The organism is Hydrogenophaga sp. T2 (assembly GCF_049843535.1).
Classification (GTDB): domain Bacteria; phylum Pseudomonadota; class Gammaproteobacteria; order Burkholderiales; family Burkholderiaceae_C; genus Hydrogenophaga; species Hydrogenophaga crocea.
The window spans coordinates 132826-150548 of the sequence record NZ_JBBHZJ010000001.1; the positions used below are offsets into that span (position 1 = coordinate 132826).

Annotated in this window: 16 protein-coding genes and 2 riboswitches; of the genes, 15 read left to right on the forward strand and 1 reads right to left on the reverse strand. The window is 72.4% G+C overall.

All coding sequences use genetic code 11. The annotated features are described in order from the left end of the window. Positions 1 to 10: 10 nt before the first annotated feature. A riboswitch (guanidine-I (ykkC/yxkD leader) is annotated at positions 11 to 111 on the forward strand. Positions 112 to 163: 52 nt separating this feature from the next. The 15 genes from WDZ95_RS00605 to atzF all read left to right on the forward strand — a co-directional run bounded on the left by WDZ95_RS00605 (position 164) and on the right by atzF (position 16734). Continuing rightward, the gene (locus WDZ95_RS00605; RefSeq protein ID WP_425775812.1) at positions 164 to 1213 is read left to right on the forward strand and encodes an ABC transporter substrate-binding protein; all 1050 of its coding nucleotides are present in this window, start codon (positions 164 to 166) and stop codon (positions 1211 to 1213) included. 79 nt (positions 1214 to 1292) lie between these two features. Next, the gene (locus WDZ95_RS00610; protein WP_425775813.1) at positions 1293 to 2306 is read left to right on the forward strand and encodes a fatty acid desaturase; all 1014 of its coding nucleotides are present in this window, start codon (positions 1293 to 1295) and stop codon (positions 2304 to 2306) included. Then, positions 2303 to 3094 (forward strand): SDR family NAD(P)-dependent oxidoreductase, encoded by a 792-nt coding sequence (locus WDZ95_RS00615; RefSeq protein WP_425775814.1) that lies wholly within the window; start codon positions 2303 to 2305, stop codon positions 3092 to 3094. The genes WDZ95_RS00610 and WDZ95_RS00615 overlap by 4 nt, the downstream gene beginning before the upstream one ends. Beyond that, positions 3091 to 3840 (forward strand): SDR family NAD(P)-dependent oxidoreductase, encoded by a 750-nt coding sequence (locus tag WDZ95_RS00620; protein WP_425775815.1) that lies wholly within the window; start codon positions 3091 to 3093, stop codon positions 3838 to 3840. Before WDZ95_RS00615 ends, WDZ95_RS00620 begins: the two co-directional genes overlap by 4 nt. A 15-nt stretch (positions 3841 to 3855) precedes the next feature. Beyond that, the gene (locus tag WDZ95_RS00625) at positions 3856 to 4767 is read left to right on the forward strand and encodes a DMT family transporter (protein ID WP_425775816.1); all 912 of its coding nucleotides are present in this window, start codon (positions 3856 to 3858) and stop codon (positions 4765 to 4767) included. Continuing rightward, positions 4764 to 5558: a creatininase gene (locus WDZ95_RS00630; RefSeq protein WP_425775817.1), complete on the forward strand. Its 795-nt coding sequence runs from the start codon at positions 4764 to 4766 to the stop codon at positions 5556 to 5558. The genes WDZ95_RS00625 and WDZ95_RS00630 overlap by 4 nt, the downstream gene beginning before the upstream one ends. After that, positions 5555 to 6235, forward strand: a complete 681-nt coding sequence (locus WDZ95_RS00635) for a cysteine hydrolase family protein (RefSeq protein ID WP_425775818.1) — start codon at positions 5555 to 5557, stop codon at positions 6233 to 6235. Before WDZ95_RS00630 ends, WDZ95_RS00635 begins: the two co-directional genes overlap by 4 nt. Continuing rightward, a complete protein-coding gene (locus WDZ95_RS00640) occupies positions 6232 to 6888 on the forward strand; it encodes a hypothetical protein (RefSeq protein ID WP_425775819.1) in 657 nt (218 codons plus the stop codon). The genes WDZ95_RS00635 and WDZ95_RS00640 overlap by 4 nt, the downstream gene beginning before the upstream one ends. Before the next feature lie 7 nt (positions 6889 to 6895). After that, positions 6896 to 7699 carry an MBL fold metallo-hydrolase gene (locus WDZ95_RS00645; protein ID WP_425775820.1) on the forward strand — a complete coding sequence of 268 codons (804 nt, stop codon included), beginning with the start codon at positions 6896 to 6898 and terminating at the stop codon, positions 7697 to 7699. A 39-nt stretch (positions 7700 to 7738) separates the two neighbouring features. Then, a riboswitch (guanidine-I (ykkC/yxkD leader) is annotated at positions 7739 to 7847 on the forward strand. A gap of 69 nt (positions 7848 to 7916) precedes the next feature. Continuing rightward, complete coding sequence (locus WDZ95_RS00650) at positions 7917 to 8774, forward strand: ABC transporter permease (RefSeq protein ID WP_425775821.1); 858 nt, start codon at positions 7917 to 7919, stop codon at positions 8772 to 8774. 5 nt (positions 8775 to 8779) lie between these two features. Further along, complete coding sequence (locus WDZ95_RS00655) at positions 8780 to 9616, forward strand: ABC transporter ATP-binding protein (protein WP_425775822.1); 837 nt, start codon at positions 8780 to 8782, stop codon at positions 9614 to 9616. Between the two features lie 22 nt (positions 9617 to 9638). After that, entirely contained in the window at positions 9639 to 10484 is an 846-nt protein-coding gene (locus WDZ95_RS00660; RefSeq protein WP_425775823.1) for an urea amidolyase associated protein UAAP1, read from the forward strand. Between the two features lie 14 nt (positions 10485 to 10498). Then, positions 10499 to 11161, forward strand: a complete 663-nt coding sequence (locus WDZ95_RS00665) for an urea amidolyase associated protein UAAP2 (RefSeq protein ID WP_425775824.1) — start codon at positions 10499 to 10501, stop codon at positions 11159 to 11161. A 73-nt stretch (positions 11162 to 11234) separates the two neighbouring features. Continuing rightward, the gene (gene uca / locus WDZ95_RS00670; protein ID WP_425775825.1) at positions 11235 to 14852 is read left to right on the forward strand and encodes an urea carboxylase; all 3618 of its coding nucleotides are present in this window, start codon (positions 11235 to 11237) and stop codon (positions 14850 to 14852) included. Positions 14853 to 14874: 22 nt separating this feature from the next. After that, positions 14875 to 16734, forward strand: coding sequence for an allophanate hydrolase (gene atzF, locus WDZ95_RS00675; RefSeq protein WP_425775826.1), 1860 nt, complete (start codon positions 14875 to 14877; stop codon positions 16732 to 16734). On the opposite strand, the gene WDZ95_RS00680 is transcribed toward atzF, so the two are convergent. Continuing rightward, on the reverse strand, positions 16715 to 17719 hold the full coding sequence (locus WDZ95_RS00680) for a transketolase family protein (RefSeq protein WP_287468843.1): 1005 nt from the start codon (positions 17717 to 17719) through the stop codon (positions 16715 to 16717). The two genes, atzF and WDZ95_RS00680, sit on opposite strands and share 20 nt — an antisense overlap. Positions 17720 to 17723 lie beyond the last annotated feature (4 nt).

Genomic DNA, 17723 nt, shown 5'->3' on the forward strand with positions numbered 1-17723 from the left:
AGCGGCTCGTGCGTAGGTCCACTAGGGTTCCGTCTGCGGCAACGCAGGGTCTGGTCCGAGAGTGGGCCGGCCTCGCCAGAGGCTCCACGGAGGGACAAAAGCCCGGGAGAACGACGTCAGATCGGTTCTCCTGCGCCCATCCCTCACCCATCGGAGCGTCATCATGAAACTGGCAGGTCTTCTCTCTCCCTCCACCAGCGGTCCGGCTTCTTCCACGTCCGGGTCCTGGCTGCGCCGTCTGATCAAGCCCGCCGTGGGCGCGGCCCTCACCGTGGCGGCCGCAGCGGCCATCGCCGCCCCCACCAGCATGAAGATCGCCACCGTGGTGTGGATCGGCTACGGCCCCTTCTACGTGGCCGACGCGCTCGACCTCTACAAGAAATACAACCTCAAGGTCTCGCTGCAGGTCTTCACCGACCCGGCGCTGATCCCGCCCGCCATCGCTTCGGGCGCGGTCGACGGCGGCATGCTCACCTACGACCAGGTGGTCGGCCAGGTCGCCGCGGGCAAGGCCATGAAGGTCGTGATGCCCATCGACTACTCCAACGGCGGCGACGCCATCGTGGCCGACGCGTCGGTCAAATCGGTCAAGGACTTCAAGGGCAAGAAGGTGGGCTACAACCCGCTGTCGCCGAGCGACTTCCTGCTGTCGTACGCGCTCAAGATCAACGGCATGGGCGAGAAGGACATCAGCCCCGTGAGCATGACGCCCGAGGCGGTGCCCGCGGCCATGGCCTCGGGCCAGCTGCCGGTGGGCGTGACCTACGAGCCCAGCCTGTCGCAGATCCTGAGCCAGGGCGGCGGCAAGAAGTTCAAGGTGGTGTTCTCCTCCAAGGACGCGCCCGGCCTGATCGCCGACGTGCTGGTGTTCGACGAGAAGGCCATCAAGGCCAAGCCCGCGGAGATCACCGGCATCATCAAGGCCTACCTCGACGGCATGGCCTACATGAAGGCCAAGCCCGACGAGGCCGCCAAGATCATCGGCAAGTTCATGGGCGTGTCCGCCAAGGAAGTGAAAGAGCAGCTCGGCGGCGTCTACAACATCCCGCTGGCCGAAATGCCCAAGGCCTTCCTGCCCGCCAAGGAAACCACCTCCTACTACGCCAGCGGTGAGGTGATCGGCCAGCTGCTCAAGGCCAAAGGCCAGATCAGCGCCGTGCCGCCCACCGAGGCCACCATGGACGCCTCGCTCATCAAGGCCCTGGTCAAGTAAAGCCGCCGCCCGCGCCCGCGCGCGCCGCCGCCCCCGGGCGGTGCGCGGCGGCGGTGCGGCGCGCCACGAGCCCCTTGCCATGACGCAAGCCCTGTTCCGCCACGCCGACGGCGTGCTGCCCAACACCCTGGCGCTGGCCATCACCGTGACCGGCTGGCCGCTGGGCATCTGGCTGCTGGGCCAGCCGAACGCCGCGCTCAACCTGGCCGGCGTGCTGCTGGTCACGCTCACGCTCACCTGGTCGGCCTACTTCATCCACGAGTTCGCCCACCAGGCCATCTTCCGCACGCCGCAGGCCAACGAGCGCTGGGGCGTGTTCATGAGCTGGATCAACGGCAGCTGCTACGCGCGCTTCGCCGATCTGCGCCGCAAGCACATGCGCCACCACATCGAGCGCGCCGACGTCATCACCTTCGACGTGCAGGGCTTTCTGCGCGCGCACCCGCTGGTGCGCCGCACGGTGCTGGCGCTCGAGTGGCTGTACGTGCCCGCGGTCGAGTTCGTCATGCGCGGCTACGTGATCGCCCTGCCCTTCATCGACGCGCGCAAGCGGGACGCGCGCGGCCGCGTCGTCGGCGTGGCCGTGGTGCGCCTGACGGCCTGGGGCCTGCTGGCGTGGTGGTCGCTCAAGGCCCTGGCGCTGTACGCGCTGGCCTACCTGCTGTTCGTGCACCTGCTGCGCTTTGCCGACTGCTTCCAGCACACCTACGACGCCTACCCCATCCTCGACGACAAGCCCATCCCGCAGGACAAGCTGCGCGACCGCGCCTACGAACAGGCCAACACCTACAGCGACGTGGTCGGCCTGGACGCCAAGTGGCTCAACCTGGTGTGGCTCAACTTCGGCTTTCACAACGCGCACCACGAGCGCCCGGTCGCGCCCTGGTACAGCCTGCCGCGCCTGCACCGCGATCTGTATGGCGACACCAGCACGCAGGTGGTGACGGTGGGCGAACTGCTGCGCGCCTACCACCGCCACCGCGTCACGCGCGTGCTGGCCAAGGACTACGGCGCCGTGCTGCCCCCGGGCACGCCGCGGCGCGCCGACGGCTTCATCGGCGCCGTGGGCGTGTCCTTCCTGACCGCCGTATGACGGCGGTGCGCTACGGCCTCGAAGGCCGCACGGTGCTGCTCACCGGCGCGGCCGGCGGCATCGGCCAGGCGCTGGCGCGCGCCTTCGCGGACCAGGGCTGCCGGCTGCTGCTGCTCGACCGCGAGGCCGCGCCGCTGCAGGCGCTGTGCGAGGCCTTGGCCCCGCTGACCGAGGTGCACGCCGCGGTCTGCGAGCTCGGCAACGACGACGCCGTGGCCGCGCTGGCGCGCGACCTGGGCGCGCGCTGGGGCCGGCTCGACGTGCTGGTGCACAACGCCGGCACCGAATACCCGACACCGCTGGACGACACCGCGCCCGACGCCAACGCGCGCTGGGCCGAGCTGCTGGACAACAACGTCAGCGGCATGTTGCGCCTCACGCGCGCGCTGCTGCCGTTGCTGCCGCGCGGCGCGAGCGTGATCTGCCAGTCCTCGATCTGGGGCCGCATCGGCGTGGCCGGCTTCAGCGCCTACAGCGCGAGCAAACACGCGGTCGTGGGCCTCGCGCGCTCGCTGGCGCTCGAGCTCGGCCCGCGCGGCATCCGCGTCAATGCGGTCTGCCCGGGCTGGGTGCGCACCGCCGCGGCGATGCGCTCGCTCGCGGCGATGGCGGCCGAGCAGGGGCGCACCGAGGCCGAGGTCGAGCGCGAGCTGCTCGCGCGCCAGGCCGTGCCGGTGATGCTCGAACCCGGGGACCTGGCCGGCGTCTTCCTGTTCCTGGCCAGCGAGGGCGCGGCCGCGCTCACCGGCCAGAGCCTGAGCGCGAGCCACGGCGAGGTGATGGCATGAGCATCGGTGTCTCGCTGCAAGGCCGTACCGCCCTGGTCACCGGCGCCGCCACCGGCATCGGCCGCGCCTGCGCGCTGCGGCTGGCCGAGGCCGGCGCGGCGGTGTGGGTCAACCACCTGGGGCAGGCGGAGGCCGCGGCCGCCCTGGTGCAGGCCATCAACGCCGCGGGCGGCCACGCGCAGGCGATCGAGGCCGACGTGGCCGACGCCGCCGCGGTGCAGCGCATGGCCGAGTCGGTGGGCGCGATCGACGTGCTCGTCAACAACGCCGGCGTGATCCTCGAGAAGCCCTTTCTCGACACCACCGAAGCCGACTGGGACCGCGTGCTCGGTGTCGACCTCAGGGCCGTGTTCCTGGTCTGCCGCGCGCTGCTGCCCGGCATGCTGGCGCGCGGCGGCGGCAGCGTCGTCAACATCGCCTCCGACCTCGGTCTGCTCGGCCGCGAACGGTACGCGCCCTACTGCGCGGCCAAGGCCGGCGTGATCGCCCTCACCAAGTCGCTGGCGCGCGAGTTCGCGCCGCAGCGGGTGCGCGCCAACGCGGTCGCGCCCGGGCCCGTGGCCACGGCCATGGTGTCGCTCGAACACATGAGCGCCGAGTGGGTGGACAAAGAGCTCGCCATTCCGCAGCACCGGCTGGCCGACCCCGCCGAGATCGCCGACACGGTGCTCTTCCTCGCCAGCGACCTGTCGCGCTTCTACACCGGCCAGGTGCTGGGCCCCAACGGCGGCTCGGTCATGCCCTGAGCCCCGACCCGAACCATGTCCCTGCTGCCCGACCACCCCACCGAGCGCACCGCCACCGGCGTGCTGCTGTTCTCGGCCTCGCTCTGGGGCCTGAGCTGGATGCCGCTCAAGGCCTTCTTCGCGCAGGGCCTGCCCGGCCCGGTGGTGTCGCTGCTCACCTACGGCTGCGTGGGCGTGCTCGCGCTCTGGCTGCTCTGGCGCGACCGCGCCGCCTGGCGCGCGCAGTGGGGCCTGGTGCTGGCGCTGGTGGCCGTGGGCGGCTGGGCCAACACCTCCTTCGTCAACGCCATCATGCTCGGCGACGTGGCGCGGGTGATGTTCCTGTTCTACCTGTCGCCGGTGTGGTCGGTGCTGGGCGGCTGGCTGTTCCTGCGCGAGCACATCCCGCCGGTGCGCTGGGCCGCCGTGGGCGTGGCCGTGGTGGGCCTGTGGCTGGTGCTCGGCGCCGACGCGGGCGCCGCCGCCGCCGGGCTGGGCTGGACCGACGCACTCGCCTTGTCGGCCGGCCTGGCCTTCGCGGCCAACAACATCATCGCGCGCGCGGCGCACCGCGTGCCGCTGCGCACCAAGACCTTCGCGGTCTTCATCGGCTGCGGGCTGCTGTCGGCACTCGCCGCGGCGCTCACCGGCGGCGAACGCCCCGCCATCGGCCCCGGCCTGTGGCTGGCGCTGCTGGCCTACGGCTTCGGCTGGATGCTGCTGGCCACCGTCACCTGGCAGTACGGCGTGAGCCATTTGCCCAGCAGCCGCGCCGGCATGGTGTTGCTGGCCGAGCTGCTGGTCTCGGTGGGCACCGCCGTGGCCTTCGGCGGCGAACAACTCTCCCCCATGGCCTGGGCCGGCGGCGCGCTGATCGCCGTTGCCGCCCTGGGCGAAGCCCTGTTTCCACCGGCCCCCGTGGCCCCCACCGGAGTGCGTACCCCATGACCTCCCCCGCCACCGTCTGGATGAACCAGCTGTCCTGGGTCGATTACCAGCAGCGCATCCGCCGCGACCAGCCGCCCGTGCTGCTGCCCGTGGGCGCGCTGGAGCAGCACGGCCCGCACCTGCCGCTGGGCACCGACGGCCTGCTGGCCGCCGCGGTCGCGGCCGACACCGCGGCGCGCGTGGGCGGCCTGGTCGCGCCCACGCTGAGCTACGGCTACAAGTCGCAGCCCAAGTGCGGCGGCGGCCAGCACTTCTGCGGCACCACCAGCGTGGACGCGGCCACGCTGATCGGCCAGGTGCGCGACGCGGTGCGCGAGTTCGCGCGCCACGGCGTGGACAAGCTGGTGATCGTCAACGGCCACTACGAGAACCAGTGGTTCCTGATCGAGGGCATCGACCTGGGCCTGCGCGACGCCCGCGCCGCGGACCCGGCCTGCGCCCTGCAGGTGATGCGCCTCGAATACTGGGACTTCATGACGCCCGAGACCCTGGGCCATGTGTTCCCCGAAGGCTTCCCGGGCTTCGCGCTCGAGCACGCGGCCGTGCTGGAGACCTCGATGATGCTGCACCACCACCCGTCGCTGGTGCGCATGGACCTGCTGCCCGACGACGGCCCGGCCGACTTCCCGCCCTACGACATGTATCCGCCGCGCACCGACTGGGTGCCGGCCTCGGGCGTGCTCTCGTCGGCGCGCGGCGCCGACGCCGCCAAGGGCCGCCTGCTCGCCGAGGAGGTCGCGCGCCGCATGGCCGAGGCCATCGCCACCGGCTTCAGCCGGCCCGCGCCATGACGCCCGACGCCATCGCCCCCGACGCCGCGGGCACCGCGCTGCTGGTGATCGACATGCAGCGCGACTTCTGCAGCCCCGGCGGTTACGCGGACCAGGCCGGCCTGGACATCGCGCGCATGCGCGCCGTGGTGGCGCAGGTGCAGCGGCTGCTGGCCGCCGCGCGCGGCGCGGGCCTGCCCGTGGTGCACACCCGCGAGGGCCACCTGCCCGACCTGTCCGACTGCCCGCCGGCCAAGCTCGCGCGCAGCATCGCGGCGGGCGCGCCCATCGGCAGCGCCGGGCCGCTGGGCCGGCTGCTGGTGCGCGGCGAACAAGGCCACGACTTCGTGCCCGAGCTGCGCCCGCTGGCCGGCGAACACGTGATCGACAAGCCCGGCTACGGCGCCTTCCACCGCACCACGCTGGGCCCGCTGCTCGAGGCCCTGGGCGTGCGCCGGCTGATCCTCTGCGGCGTGACCACCGAGGTCTGCGTGCACTCCACGCTGCGCGAGGCGGTGGACCGCGGCTTCGAATGCCTCACCGTGGGCGACGCCACCGCCGCGAGCCGGCCCGCGCTGCAGGCCCCGGCGCTGGCCATGATCGGCGTGGAAGGCGGCATCTTCGGCGGCCTGTGCGACACCGAGACCTGCGTGGCCGCGCTCGATGCGCTGCCGCGTGCGCGCCGGGAGGTGGCATGAACCCCTTGGCCCACTGGACCGACCTGCCCGCGCCCGATGCGCCCGTGCCCGAGCGCTACCACGGCGTGTGGCGCCGCACCCTGCTCGAAACGCCCGAGGGCCGCGACACCACCACGGCGGTGCACTGGCTGCAGACCGCGGGCTGGCACGCCGACCTGCGCGTGCCCATGGGCATCGACCCCGCCACGCCCGCCGGCCGCGCGCAACTGCAGGGCTTCTGCGGCCTCACGCGCATCACGCCGGCGCAGGCCGGCCAGCCCGAGGTCTGCACCTGGCAGCGCGAATGGGACGTGCAGCCGCCGCGCAGCACGCCCGACGCCGGGTACATGGTGTTCGAGACCGCCGACCGCGTGATCGAGACCGGCGTGCACGGCCGCTACCTCGAGGTCTGGGAGCGCCTGCCCGGCTCCACCGGCCCCAGCCGGGCGCAGGCGGCCCACGACGCGCAGGGCCGGCCCACCGGCTGGCTGCGCTTCATCGCCGGCGGCTACCAGCTGCGGGTGCGCCCGCGCCGCGCGCCCTGGCCCGCCGACACCCGGCCCGACGAAACCCTGGCCGATCTGGTGCAGCGCCACACCGGGGCGGCGGCCGATCTGCTCGACTTCGAGCTGGTGTTCGAAACCCTGCCGGGCCCGGCCCCGGCATTCCCCTGAGCCCGCCATGCTGCCCACCGCCACCGGCGACTGGTTCCACTTCCGCGACCTGGGCGACGGCCTCACACTGATCAGCGAGCCGCACGTCATTCCCTTTCTTCGCTGCAACATCTGGCACATCCGCGGCCGCGCGCTCGACCTGGTGGTGGACACCGGCCTGGGCGTGAGCAGCCTCTACGCGGCCTCGCGCCACCTGTTCGGCCAGCGCGTGGCCGCGCTCGCCACCCACGTGCACCTGGACCACGTGGGCGGCCACCACGAGTTCGCCGAGTGCTGGTGCCACCGCCTCGAAGCGCCCGGCCTGCGCGGCGCCGACCCGGCCTTCACGCTGGGCGACGTGAGCCTCGCGCAGCTGGCCATCGACGCGCCCGGCTACGACACGCAGGGCCCGGCGCTCACCGCCCTGCCCGCGCCCGATTACGACCTGTCGGCCTGGCAGATCCGCCAGGCCACGGTCACGCGCGAGCTCGACGACGGCGACGTGATCGACCTCGGCAACCGCCACTTCGAGGTGCTGCACCTGCCCGGCCACTCGCCGGGCAGCATCGGCCTGTGGGAGGCCGCCACCGGCACGCTGTTCTCGGGCGACGCGGTCTACGACGGCCCGCTGCTCGACGCCCTGCCGCACTCCGACCGCGCCGCCTACGCCCGCACCATGGAGCGCCTGCTCGCGCTGCCGGTGAACGTGGTGCACGCCGGCCACGACCCGAGCTTTGGCCGCGCGCGCCTGCACCAACTGGTGCGCGACTGGCTGGCGCGCCAGGACAGCGGCCCGCACCCAGCGCCTGGCATCAAACCTGCTTTGACCTGAGCACAGAGAGGCGTGCACACCAAACCGGTGCGTCGCCACCTTGATGACCGCTAGGGTTCCGGGCCGGTGCACCACGCACCGGCCGCCTGGTCCGAGAGCGGTCGGCCACGATCGCGTGGCTCCACGGAGGGACAAAAGCCCGGGAGAAGCTGGCACGCCGCCGCAACGGCCGTGCACGCCTCTCTGGCCTTTGTTCCCACCGCACCGGAGCCCGCGCATGTCCTCTTCGCCCCCTTCGCTGCCCACCGCGGCGGCCCCGCTGGCGCCGCTGCCGCGGCGTCCGCTCTCGGCCCTGTGGACGGTTCGCGCGCCGATCGGCCGGCGCAGCTTCTGGCTGCTGGCCCTGTGCGGTCTGACCACACCGCTGCTGGCCTGGGCCGCGCTGGCCGCCTGGGGCGGGCTGGACCCGACCTTCCTGCCCTCGCCCGCCGCGGTGCTCGCCAAGACCTGGGCCTGGCTGACCGAGGGCGGTCTGATCGACGACATGGCCATCAGCACGTACCGCGTGGTCGCGGGCTTCGTGCTCTCGGCCGTGATCGCGCTGCCGCTGGGCCTGTTCATCGGCTCGTTCCGCGCGGTGCAGGCGCTGCTGGAGCCGCTGACCGATTTCGTGCGCTACATGCCGGCCGTGGCCTTCATCCCGCTGGTGATGCTGTGGGTGGGCATCGACGAAAGCGCCAAGATCGCGATCATCTTCATCGGCACCTTCTTCCAGATGGTGCTCATGGTGGCCGAGGACGTGCGCCGCGTGCCGGCCGCGCAGGTCGAGGCGGCGCAGACCATGGGCGCGAACCGCCGCGAGCTGATCGAGAAGGTGATCTTCCCCAGCGCCAAGCCGGCCCTGCTCGACACGCTGCGCGTGACCATGGGCTGGGCCTGGACCTACCTGGTGGTGGCCGAGCTGGTGGCCGCGAACTCGGGCCTGGGCTTCGCCATCCTGCGCGCGCAGCGCTTCCTGCAGACCGACACCATCTTCGCCGGGATCATCGTCATCGGCCTCATCGGCCTGCTGACCGACCAGGCCTTCCGCTGGCTGCACCGGCGCGCCTTCCCCTGGCTCTACCTGAAAGGCTGAGGCCCATGAACACCCCCAAGGTCAGCATCCGCGCGCTGAGCAAGCGCTTCGAGGGCGCCAGCGTGAACGCGCTGCAGCAGATCGACCTCGACATCGCGGCCAACGAGTTCGTCACCTTCGTGGGGGCCTCGGGCTGCGGCAAGAGCACGCTGCTGCGCACCATCGGCGGGCTGGAAACGCACAGCAGCGGCGAACTGCTGGTGGACGGCCGCCCCGTGACCGGCCCCGACGTGGACCGCGCCATGGTGTTCCAGCACTACAGCCTCTACCCCTGGATGTCGGTGATCGAGAACATCCGCTTCTGCCGCCAGCTCGCCGCGCACACGCGCCAGCGCAGCTCGGCCGACGTGGAAGCCGCCTCGGGCCGCGCCGATGCGCTGCTGCGCCTCATGGGCCTGGAGGCCTCGGCGCGGGCCTGGCCCAACCAGCTCTCGGGCGGCATGCAGCAGCGCGTGGCGATCGCGCGCGCGCTCATGGGCCGCCCCGGCATCGTGCTGATGGACGAGCCCTTCGGCGCGCTCGACGCGCAGACGCGCGAGGTCATGCACGACCTGATCCGCCACGTGCACCGGCTGGAGAAGGCCACCATCGTCTTCGTCACCCACGACGTCGAAGAGGCCATCTACCTCGGCGGGCGCGTGGTGCTGATGGCCCCACGCCCCGGCCGCATCGACACCATCTACGAGGTGCCCTTCGGCGACCGCCGCGACCAGGACCTCAAGCACGCGCCCGAGTTCCTGCGCCTCAAGCGCGAGATCCTCGAACGCATCCGCGAAACCTCGGGCATGAAGACCGACCTCGAACAGCTGCAGCGGCTGTCGGGCCTGGCCGAGTCCGCCTGAACCCCATCCCCGGAGACCCGCCATGTCCGCATCACCGCAAGCCAGCCCCTGGACCGAGCCGCACGTGCCCGTGCCCGACAACCCGCCGCCGGCCGCGCCGGTGGACGCGCCCGCGCTGTGGCAGCGCTTTCCGGCCGCGGCGCTGGCCGGCGTGGACACCGCGCGCGCGATGTGGAGCGAGACCGTGCCCGGCGGCGGCCACTGGAGCTGGCGCATGCCGCGCGGCAGCGCGATCCGCTTCGTCGCGCTCGAAGACGGCCCCAACGTGAGCGTGTTGCTGTATTCGGCGCTCGAAAAACTGGAGCGCTACAACATGCCCGACAGCCTCAAGGCGCAGCACACCGCGCACTACCGCGCGGGCCATGTGCTCATGAGCGACATGGGCCGCAGCCTGGCCAGCATCACCGCCGACAGCCTGGGCTGGCACGACCCGCTGGGCGCGCTGCTCGACAACGCGCGCATGGCCGCCAAGTACGGCGAGCGCCGTTATGCCGACGCGCGCAACGCCATGTACCGCTCGGGCCAGGACGGGCTGTTGATCGAGATCGGCAAGCACGGCCTGGGCAAGCGCGACCTGATCGCGCCGGTCAACCTGTTCAGCAAGGTCGCGGTCGACGAAGAGGGCCGCTTCCGGTTCGCGAGCGACCACGCCAAGGTGGGCGACTTCGTCGAGCTGCGCTTCGACATGGACGTGATCCTGGCCATCAGCACCGCGCCGCACGCGCTCGACCCCAAGCCGGTGTACGCGCCGGCCAAGGTGGGCCTGCTGGCCTGGCGCTGCGGCCCGGCCCCGGCCAACGACCCCTGCCGCGCCTTCCGCCCCGAGAACGCGCGCGCCCTGCACAACAGCGACCAGCTGTACCTGTGAGCGAGGAGAGCCCCATGACCACCGCCACCGCCTTCCGCGTGCAACACAGCGCGCTCGACCCGGCGAATGCCGTGCTCGACCAGCACCACCCCGCGGGCGAGCCCATCCTGTTCCCGCTCGCGGCCGGCCAGACGCTGCGCATCGTCGACCTCGAAGGCAACCAGGCCGCCGACGTGCTGTTCTACAACCGCGACGACCCGGCCGAGCACTACAGCGCCACCGACACCCTGCTGCAGCAGGGCGGCATCTACCTCACCACCGGCTCGGTGATCCGCAGCAACGAGGGCCGGCCCATGCTCACCATCGTGGCCGACACCTGCGGCCGCCACGACACCCTGGGCGGCGCCTGCGCGGCCGAGAGCAACACCGTGCGCTACGCGCTGCAGAAGAAGTTCATGCACAGCTGCCGCGACAACTACCTGATCGCGCTGCAGCACGCCGACATCGGCCTGGGCAAGCGCGACCTGGTGCCCAACATCAACTTCTTCATGAACGTGCCGGTCACCGAGGCGGGCGAACTCACCTTCGCCGACGGCGTCTCGGGCCCGGGCAAGTACGTGGAGCTGCGCGCCGAGATGAACCTGTGGGTGCTGATCAGCAACTGCCCGCAGCTCAACAACCCCTGCAACGCCTACCACCCGACGCCGATCCGCCTGCTGGTCTGGGACCCGGCCTGATCCCCACGGCGGCGGGACGACCCGTCCGTTGTTCTCGAACCGGCAGGACGGCCTGCCACCGGAGACCCCATCCATGTTCCGCAAGGTCCTGATCGCCAACCGCGGCGCCATCGCCTGCCGCATCATCCGCAGCCTCAAGGCGCTGGGCGTGCACAGCGTGGCCGTGTATTCCGAGGCCGACGCCCAGGCGCGCCACGTGCGCGAGGCCGACGAGGCCCACCTGCTGGGCCCCGCGCCCGCGGCCGAGAGCTACCTGCGCGCCGATCGCATCCTGCAGATCGCGCGCGACTGCGGGGCCGAGGCCATCCACCCCGGCTACGGCTTCCTGTCGGAGAACCCGGCCTTCGCCCAGGCCTGCGAGGACGCGGGCATCGCCTTCATCGGCCCCAGCCCGGCACAGATGCGCGCCTTCGGCCTCAAGCACACGGCACGCGAACTGGCCGAACAACAGGGCGTGCCGCTGCTGCCCGGCAGCGGCCTGCTGCACGACGCGGCGCAGGCGCGCGCCGAGGCGCAGCGCATCGGCTACCCGGTGATGCTCAAGAGCACCGCCGGCGGCGGCGGCATCGGCATGCGCCTGGTGCGCAACGAAGCCGAGCTGGCCGATGCCTACGCCTCGGTGCAGCGCCTGGCCGCGGCCAACTTCAAGGACGCCGGCCTGTTCCTCGAAAAATTCGTCGAGCGCGCGCGCCACATCGAGGTGCAGGTGTTCGGCGACGGCGCGGGCACGGTGCTCGCGCTCGGCGAGCGCGACTGCTCGGTGCAGCGGCGCAACCAGAAGGTGATCGAGGAAACGCCCGCGCCCGGCCTGAGCGGTGCGCAGCGCAGCGAACTGCACGCCACCGCGGTGCGGCTGGCGCAAGCGGTGCACTACCGCTCGGCCGGCACGGTGGAGTTCGTGTTCGACGCCGACAGCGGCGCCTTCTACTTCCTCGAAGTCAACACGCGGCTGCAGGTGGAACACGGCGTGACCGAGCAGGTCACGGGCATCGACCTCGTGGCCTGGATGGTGCGCCTGGCCGCGGGCGAGCTGCCGCCGCTGGCCACGCTGGCCCCCACGCTGCGGGGCGCGTCGATCCAGGTGCGGCTCTACGCCGAAGACCCGGCGCGCAACTTCCAGCCCAGCGCCGGCCTGCTGACCGAGGTGGTGTTCCCCGCCGAGGCGCGCGTGGACGCCTGGGTCGAGCGCGGCACCGAGGTGCCCGCCTGGTACGACCCCATGCTGGCCAAGCTCATCGTCACCGCACCCGACCGCGCGCAGGCGCTGGCGCGGCTCGACGCCGCGCTCGCGGCCACGCGCCTGGCCGGCATCGAGACCAACCTCGACTACCTGCGCCAGGTGGTGCGCGACCCGGTGTTCCGCGAAGGCCGCCAGATCACGCGCTTCCTTGGCGACTTCGCCTACCGGCCCGCCACGGTGGAGGTGATCGAGCCCGGCGTGCAGACCAGCGTGCAGGACTGGCCGGGCCGCCTGGGCCACTGGGACGTGGGCGTGCCGCCCAGCGGCCCCATGGACGCCTATGCGCACCGCATGGCCAACCGCCTGGTGGGCAACGCGCCCGAGGCGGCCGCGCTGGAGATCACGCTGGCCGGGCCGACGCTGCGCTTTCACGCCGACGCGGTGATCGCAGTCACCGGCGCGCCCGCGCCGGTCACGCTGGACGGCGAGCCGATCGCCCTGTGGCAGAGCCACCGCGTGGCCGCGGGCAGCACCCTGGCCATCGGCCGCGCCAGCGCGGGCGCACGCCTGGCGCTGGCCGTGGGCGGCGGCTTCGACCTGCCGCTGTACCTGGGCAGCCGCAGCACCTTCACGCTGGGCCAGTTCGGCGGCCACGCGGGCCGCCACCTGCGCAGCGGCGACGTGCTGCACCTGGCCGCGCCCGGCAGCGGCAGCGCCGGGCAGGCGGCCCCGCCGGCCACCGTGCCCGCCTACGGCCGCCACTGGGACGTGGGCGTGCTCTACGGCCCGCACGGCGCGCCCGATTTCTTCACGCCCGCCGACATCGACAGCTTCTTCGCCACCGACTGGGGCGTGCACTACCACTCCAGCCGCACCGGCGTGCGCCTGATCGGGCCCAGGCCCCAATGGGCGCGGCCCGACGGCGGCGAGGCCGGCCTGCACCCCTCGAACATCCACGACAACGCCTACGCCATCGGCGCCATCGACTTCACCGGCGACATGCCGGTGATCCTCGGCCCCGACGGGCCCAGCCTGGGCGGCTTCGTCTGCCCCGCGGTGGTGGTGGACGCCGAGCTGTGGAAGCTCGGCCAGCTGCGCCCGGGCGACACGGTGCGCTTTCACCGCCTCTCGCTCGACCAGGCGCTGGACCGCAGCGCCTGCATGGAGGCCGCGCTGCGCACGCTCGCGCAGCCCCTGCCCGGCGCGCCGGCCGATGACGCGGCCGCCCACCCCACGCCGGTGGTGCACGAGGACCCGGCCCGCGAGCGCGAGCACGTGCCCGCCATGGTGGTGCGCCAGGCCGGCGACCGCTACCTGCTGATCGAGTTCGGCCCGCTGGTGCTCGACATCGAACTGCGCCTGCGCGTGCACGTGCTCATGCAGGCACTGCAGGCGCGCATCGACGACGGCACGCTGCCCGGCATCATCGACATGACGCCGGGCATCCGCTCGCTGCAGCTGCACTACCAGCCCGAGCGCATCACGCGCCAGGCGCTGCTGGACACCGTGATCGCCACCGAGGCCGCGCTGCCCGCGGTCGACGACATGGAGGTGCCCAGCCGCATCGTGCACCTGCCGCTGTCCTGGGACGACCCGCAGACGAAACTCGCGATCGAGAAGTACATGCAGTCGGTGCGCGCCGACGCGCCCTGGTGTCCGAGCAACATCGAGTTCATCCGCCGCATCAACGGGCTCGACAGCCTCGAGGACGTGCACCGCGTGGTGTTCGACGCGCACTACCTGGTGCTGGGCCTGGGCGATGTGTACCTGGGCGCGCCGGTGGCCACGCCGGTCGACCCGCGCCACCGGCTGGTGACCACCAAGTACAACCCGGCGCGCACCTGGACGCCCGAGAACGCCGTCGGCATCGGCGGCGCCTACCTCTGCGTCTACGGCATGGAGGGCCCGGGCGGCTACCAGTTCGTGGGCCGCACGCTGCAGATGTGGAACCGCTGGCGCCATGGCGAAGGCGTGTTCGAACAGCCCTGGCTGCTGCGCTTTTTCGACCAGATCCGCTTCGTGCCGGTGGACCAGGACGAGCTGCTGCGCCTGCGCGCCGCGTTTCCGCACGGCGGCCACGCGCTGCAGATCGAGCCCACCACCTTCCGCCTGCGCGACCACCGCCGCTTCCTGGCCGAGAACGCCGACAGCATCGCCGCCTTCAAGGCGCGCCAGCAGGCGGCCTTCGAGGCCGAGCGCGAGCGCTGGGCCGCCAGCGGCCAGGACACCGTGGCCGTCGACACGCTCGACACGGCCACGGGCAAAGCCGACGACACCGAGCTGCCGCCCGGCGGCAAGCCCCTGGCCAGCAACGTGCCCGGCAGCGTGTGGAAGGTGCTGGTCAACGAAGGCCAGCGCGTGCAGGCCGGCGAGGTGCTGCTGGTCGTCGAGTCCATGAAGATGGAGTTCAGCGTGCTCTCGCCCGCCGATGCCACCGTGCACCGCCTGATGTGCCGCGAAGGCGCGCCCGTGTCCGCCGGCCAGGACGTGCTGGTGCTGATCACCGAATGACCCCCCGATGCCTGCCCACGCCATGAACCTGCAAGACCTCTCCTTCGACATCGCGAGCCTGCGCGCCGCCTACGCCGCCGGCACCCCGGTGCGCGACGTGATCGCCGAGGCCCTGCGCCGCTGCGCGGGCGATGCGCACCACGCCTTCATCCACCGGCTGAGCGAGGCCGAGCTCGAGTCCCATCTCGCGCGGCTCGAGGGCCTGGCCCCCGCGGGCCTGCCGCTGTACGGCGTGCCCTTCGCGATCAAGGACAACATCGACCTCGCCGGGGTGCCCACCACCGCCGCCTGCCCCGAATACGCCTACGTGCCCGAGCGCAGCGCCTTCGTGGTGGAGCAACTGATCGCGGCGGGCGCGGTGCCCCTGGGCAAGACCAACCTCGACCAGTTCGCCACCGGCCTCAACGGCACGCGCTCGCCCTACGGCGCCTGCCGCAACGCCTTCGACCCGGCCTTCGTCTCGGGCGGCTCCAGCTCGGGCTCGGCGGTGGCCGTGGCCAAGGGCTGGGTGTCGTTTGCGCTCGGCACCGACACGGCGGGCTCGGGCCGCGTGCCCGCGGCCTTCAACCACCTGATCGGCCTCAAGCCCACGCTGGGCCTGCTCTCGGCCAGCGGCGTGGTGCCGGCGTGCCGCTCGGTGGACACGGTGTCCATCCTCGCGCTCACCGCGGCCGACGCGCAAGCCGTGCTGGCGGCCGCCGCGGTGCCCGATGCGGCCGACGCCTTCAGCCGCGCGGCGCAGCCCTTCGGCGTGGACTTCTCCAGCGGGCCGTTCCGCTTCGGCGTGCCGCGTGCGCAGGACCTCGAGTTCTTCGGCAACGCCGCTGCCGCGGCGCTGTTCGCGCAGAGCGTGGAACGGCTGCAGGCGCTGGGCGGGCAGGCGATCGAGATCGACCTCACGCCCTTTCTGGAGGCCGCGCGCCTGCTCTACGACGGGCCCTGGGTGGCCGAGCGGTATGCGGCCATCCACGGCTTCATCGAGGCGCGGCCGGAGGCCGTGTTCGCGCCCGTGCGCCAGATCATCGAGGGCGGCAAACGCCCGCTCGCGGCCGACGCCTTCGCGGCCAGCTACCGGCTCAAGGCGCTCAAGCGCGTCTGCGACGCGCAACTCGCGTCGGTGGACGGCCTGCTGCTGCCCACGGCCGGCACCATCTACCGCATCGCCGACATGCAGGCCGACCCGATCCGCCTGAATTCCAACCTGGGGCGCTACACCAACTTCGTGAACCTGCTCGACTACGCCGCGGTGGCCGTGCCCGCGGGCTTTCAGGACGGCGGCGATGCGCCGGGCCTGCCCTGGGGCGTCACCCTGGTCGCACCCGCCTTCCGCGACGTGCCGCTGCTGCGCCTGGCCGACCGCCTGCACCGCGCGCAAGCGACCACGCTCGGCGCGACCCCCACCGCGCTCGCCAGCACGCCCGCCATCGGCGCGCCGCCCGCGGGCAGCGCACTGGGCGCGGGCACGGTGCAGGTGGCGGTGTGCGGCGCGCACCTGTCGGGCCTGCCGCTCAATGGCCAGCTCACGCAGCGCGGCGCGCGGCTGCTGCGCACGGTGCGCTCCGCGCCCGAGTACCGCTTCGTCGCGCTGGCCGGCGGCCCGGTGCAGCGGCCCGGCATGGTGCGTGTGGCCGAGGGCGGCGCCGCGATCGAGATGGAAATCTGGGAGCTGCCGCTGGCGCACTTCGGCAGCTTCGTCGCCGGCATCCCCGCGCCGCTGGGCATCGGCCAGGTGCGGCTCGAAGACGGCGGCTCGGTCTGCGGCTTCGTGTGCGAGGCCCTGGGCGCCGAAGGCGGCACCGACATCACGCACCTGGGCAGCTGGCGCGCGTGGCTGGCGGGCCAGCCACGCGCGGCCACAGCGATCAGACCAGCCAGCCTTTGAGCGAGGCGGCCATGCGCTCGGCAGAGATGCCGTAGCGCTCGTGCAGCGTGGGCAGTGCGCCCGCGTCGAGGAAGGCGTCGGGCAGCGCGAGTTGGCGAAAGCGGCTGGGCACCACGCCCTCGCGCAGCAGCAACGCGGCCACCGCCTCGCCCAGGCCGCCCACGGTGGAATGGTTCTCGGCCACCACCACGAGGCGGCCGGGCTTGCGCGCCTCGGCCAGGATCGTCGCCTCGTCCAGCGGCTTGATCGTGGGGCAGTGCAGCACCGCCACGCCGATGCGGTCGGCCGCGAGTTGCTGCGCCACCTCGAGCGTGCGCATGGTCATGAAGCCGCTGGAGATCACCAGCACCTCGGCGCCGTCGCGCAGCAGCTTGGCCTTGCCGAGCTCGAAGCGGTAGCCGTACTCGTCGAGCACCAGCGGCACGTTGCCGCGCAGCAGCCGCATGTAGACCGGCCCCGGGTGCGCCGCGATCTGTGGCACCGCCTGCTCGATGTCGAGCGCGTCGCAGGGGTCGACCACCGTCAGGCCCGGGATGGCGCGCATCATGGCCAGGTCTTCGGTGGCCTGGTGGCTGGGGCCGTAGCCGGTGGTGAGGCCGGGCAGCGCGCAACAGATCTTCACATTGAGGTTTTCCTCGGCGATGACCTGGTGGATGAAGTCGTACGCGCGGCGCGTGCCGAACACCGCGTAGGTGGTGGCAAAGGGCACCAGGCCGACCTTGGCCATGCCGCCGGCCGCGCCCATGAGCAGCTGTTCGGCCATGCCCATCTGAAAGAATCGCTCGGGGTAGGCCTGGCCGAACAGGTGCAGATCGGTGTACTTGGCGAGGTCGGCCGTCATGCCGACGACCTCGGGATGGCTGGCAGCGTATTCCACCAGCGCCTTGCCGAAGGGCGCAGCCTTCACGCGCTGGCCCTCGGCCGCGATGGACGCGATCATGGCCGACGTGGTCAGCCGCGGTTTCTTTTCGGTCACGGTGTTCATGGTC

What these genes read in the sequence shown, in the direction of transcription:
- WDZ95_RS00625 (WP_425775816.1), top strand. Translation starts at nt 3,856, where the DNA reads ATGTCCCTGCTGCCCGACCACCCCACCGAGCGCACCGCCACCGGCGTG.
- WDZ95_RS00630 (WP_425775817.1), top strand. Translation starts at nt 4,764, where the DNA reads ATGACCTCCCCCGCCACCGTCTGGATGAACCAGCTGTCCTGGGTCGAT.
- WDZ95_RS00660 (WP_425775823.1), top strand. Translation starts at nt 9,639, where the DNA reads ATGTCCGCATCACCGCAAGCCAGCCCCTGGACCGAGCCGCACGTGCCC.
- WDZ95_RS00615 (WP_425775814.1), top strand. Translation starts at nt 2,303, where the DNA reads ATGACGGCGGTGCGCTACGGCCTCGAAGGCCGCACGGTGCTGCTCACC.
- WDZ95_RS00610 (WP_425775813.1), top strand. Translation starts at nt 1,293, where the DNA reads ATGACGCAAGCCCTGTTCCGCCACGCCGACGGCGTGCTGCCCAACACC.
- WDZ95_RS00635 (WP_425775818.1), top strand. Translation starts at nt 5,555, where the DNA reads ATGACGCCCGACGCCATCGCCCCCGACGCCGCGGGCACCGCGCTGCTG.
- WDZ95_RS00650 (WP_425775821.1), top strand. Translation starts at nt 7,917, where the DNA reads ATGTCCTCTTCGCCCCCTTCGCTGCCCACCGCGGCGGCCCCGCTGGCG.
- WDZ95_RS00640 (WP_425775819.1), top strand. Translation starts at nt 6,232, where the DNA reads ATGAACCCCTTGGCCCACTGGACCGACCTGCCCGCGCCCGATGCGCCC.
- WDZ95_RS00605 (WP_425775812.1), top strand. Translation starts at nt 164, where the DNA reads ATGAAACTGGCAGGTCTTCTCTCTCCCTCCACCAGCGGTCCGGCTTCT.
- WDZ95_RS00665 (WP_425775824.1), top strand. Translation starts at nt 10,499, where the DNA reads ATGACCACCGCCACCGCCTTCCGCGTGCAACACAGCGCGCTCGACCCG.
- WDZ95_RS00645 (WP_425775820.1), top strand. Translation starts at nt 6,896, where the DNA reads ATGCTGCCCACCGCCACCGGCGACTGGTTCCACTTCCGCGACCTGGGC.
- WDZ95_RS00655 (WP_425775822.1), top strand. Translation starts at nt 8,780, where the DNA reads ATGAACACCCCCAAGGTCAGCATCCGCGCGCTGAGCAAGCGCTTCGAG.
- atzF (WP_425775826.1), top strand. Translation starts at nt 14,875, where the DNA reads ATGAACCTGCAAGACCTCTCCTTCGACATCGCGAGCCTGCGCGCCGCC.
- WDZ95_RS00680 (WP_287468843.1), bottom strand. Translation starts at nt 17,719, where the DNA reads ATGAACACCGTGACCGAAAAGAAACCGCGGCTGACCACGTCGGCCATG.
- uca (WP_425775825.1), top strand. Translation starts at nt 11,235, where the DNA reads ATGTTCCGCAAGGTCCTGATCGCCAACCGCGGCGCCATCGCCTGCCGC.
- WDZ95_RS00620 (WP_425775815.1), top strand. Translation starts at nt 3,091, where the DNA reads ATGAGCATCGGTGTCTCGCTGCAAGGCCGTACCGCCCTGGTCACCGGC.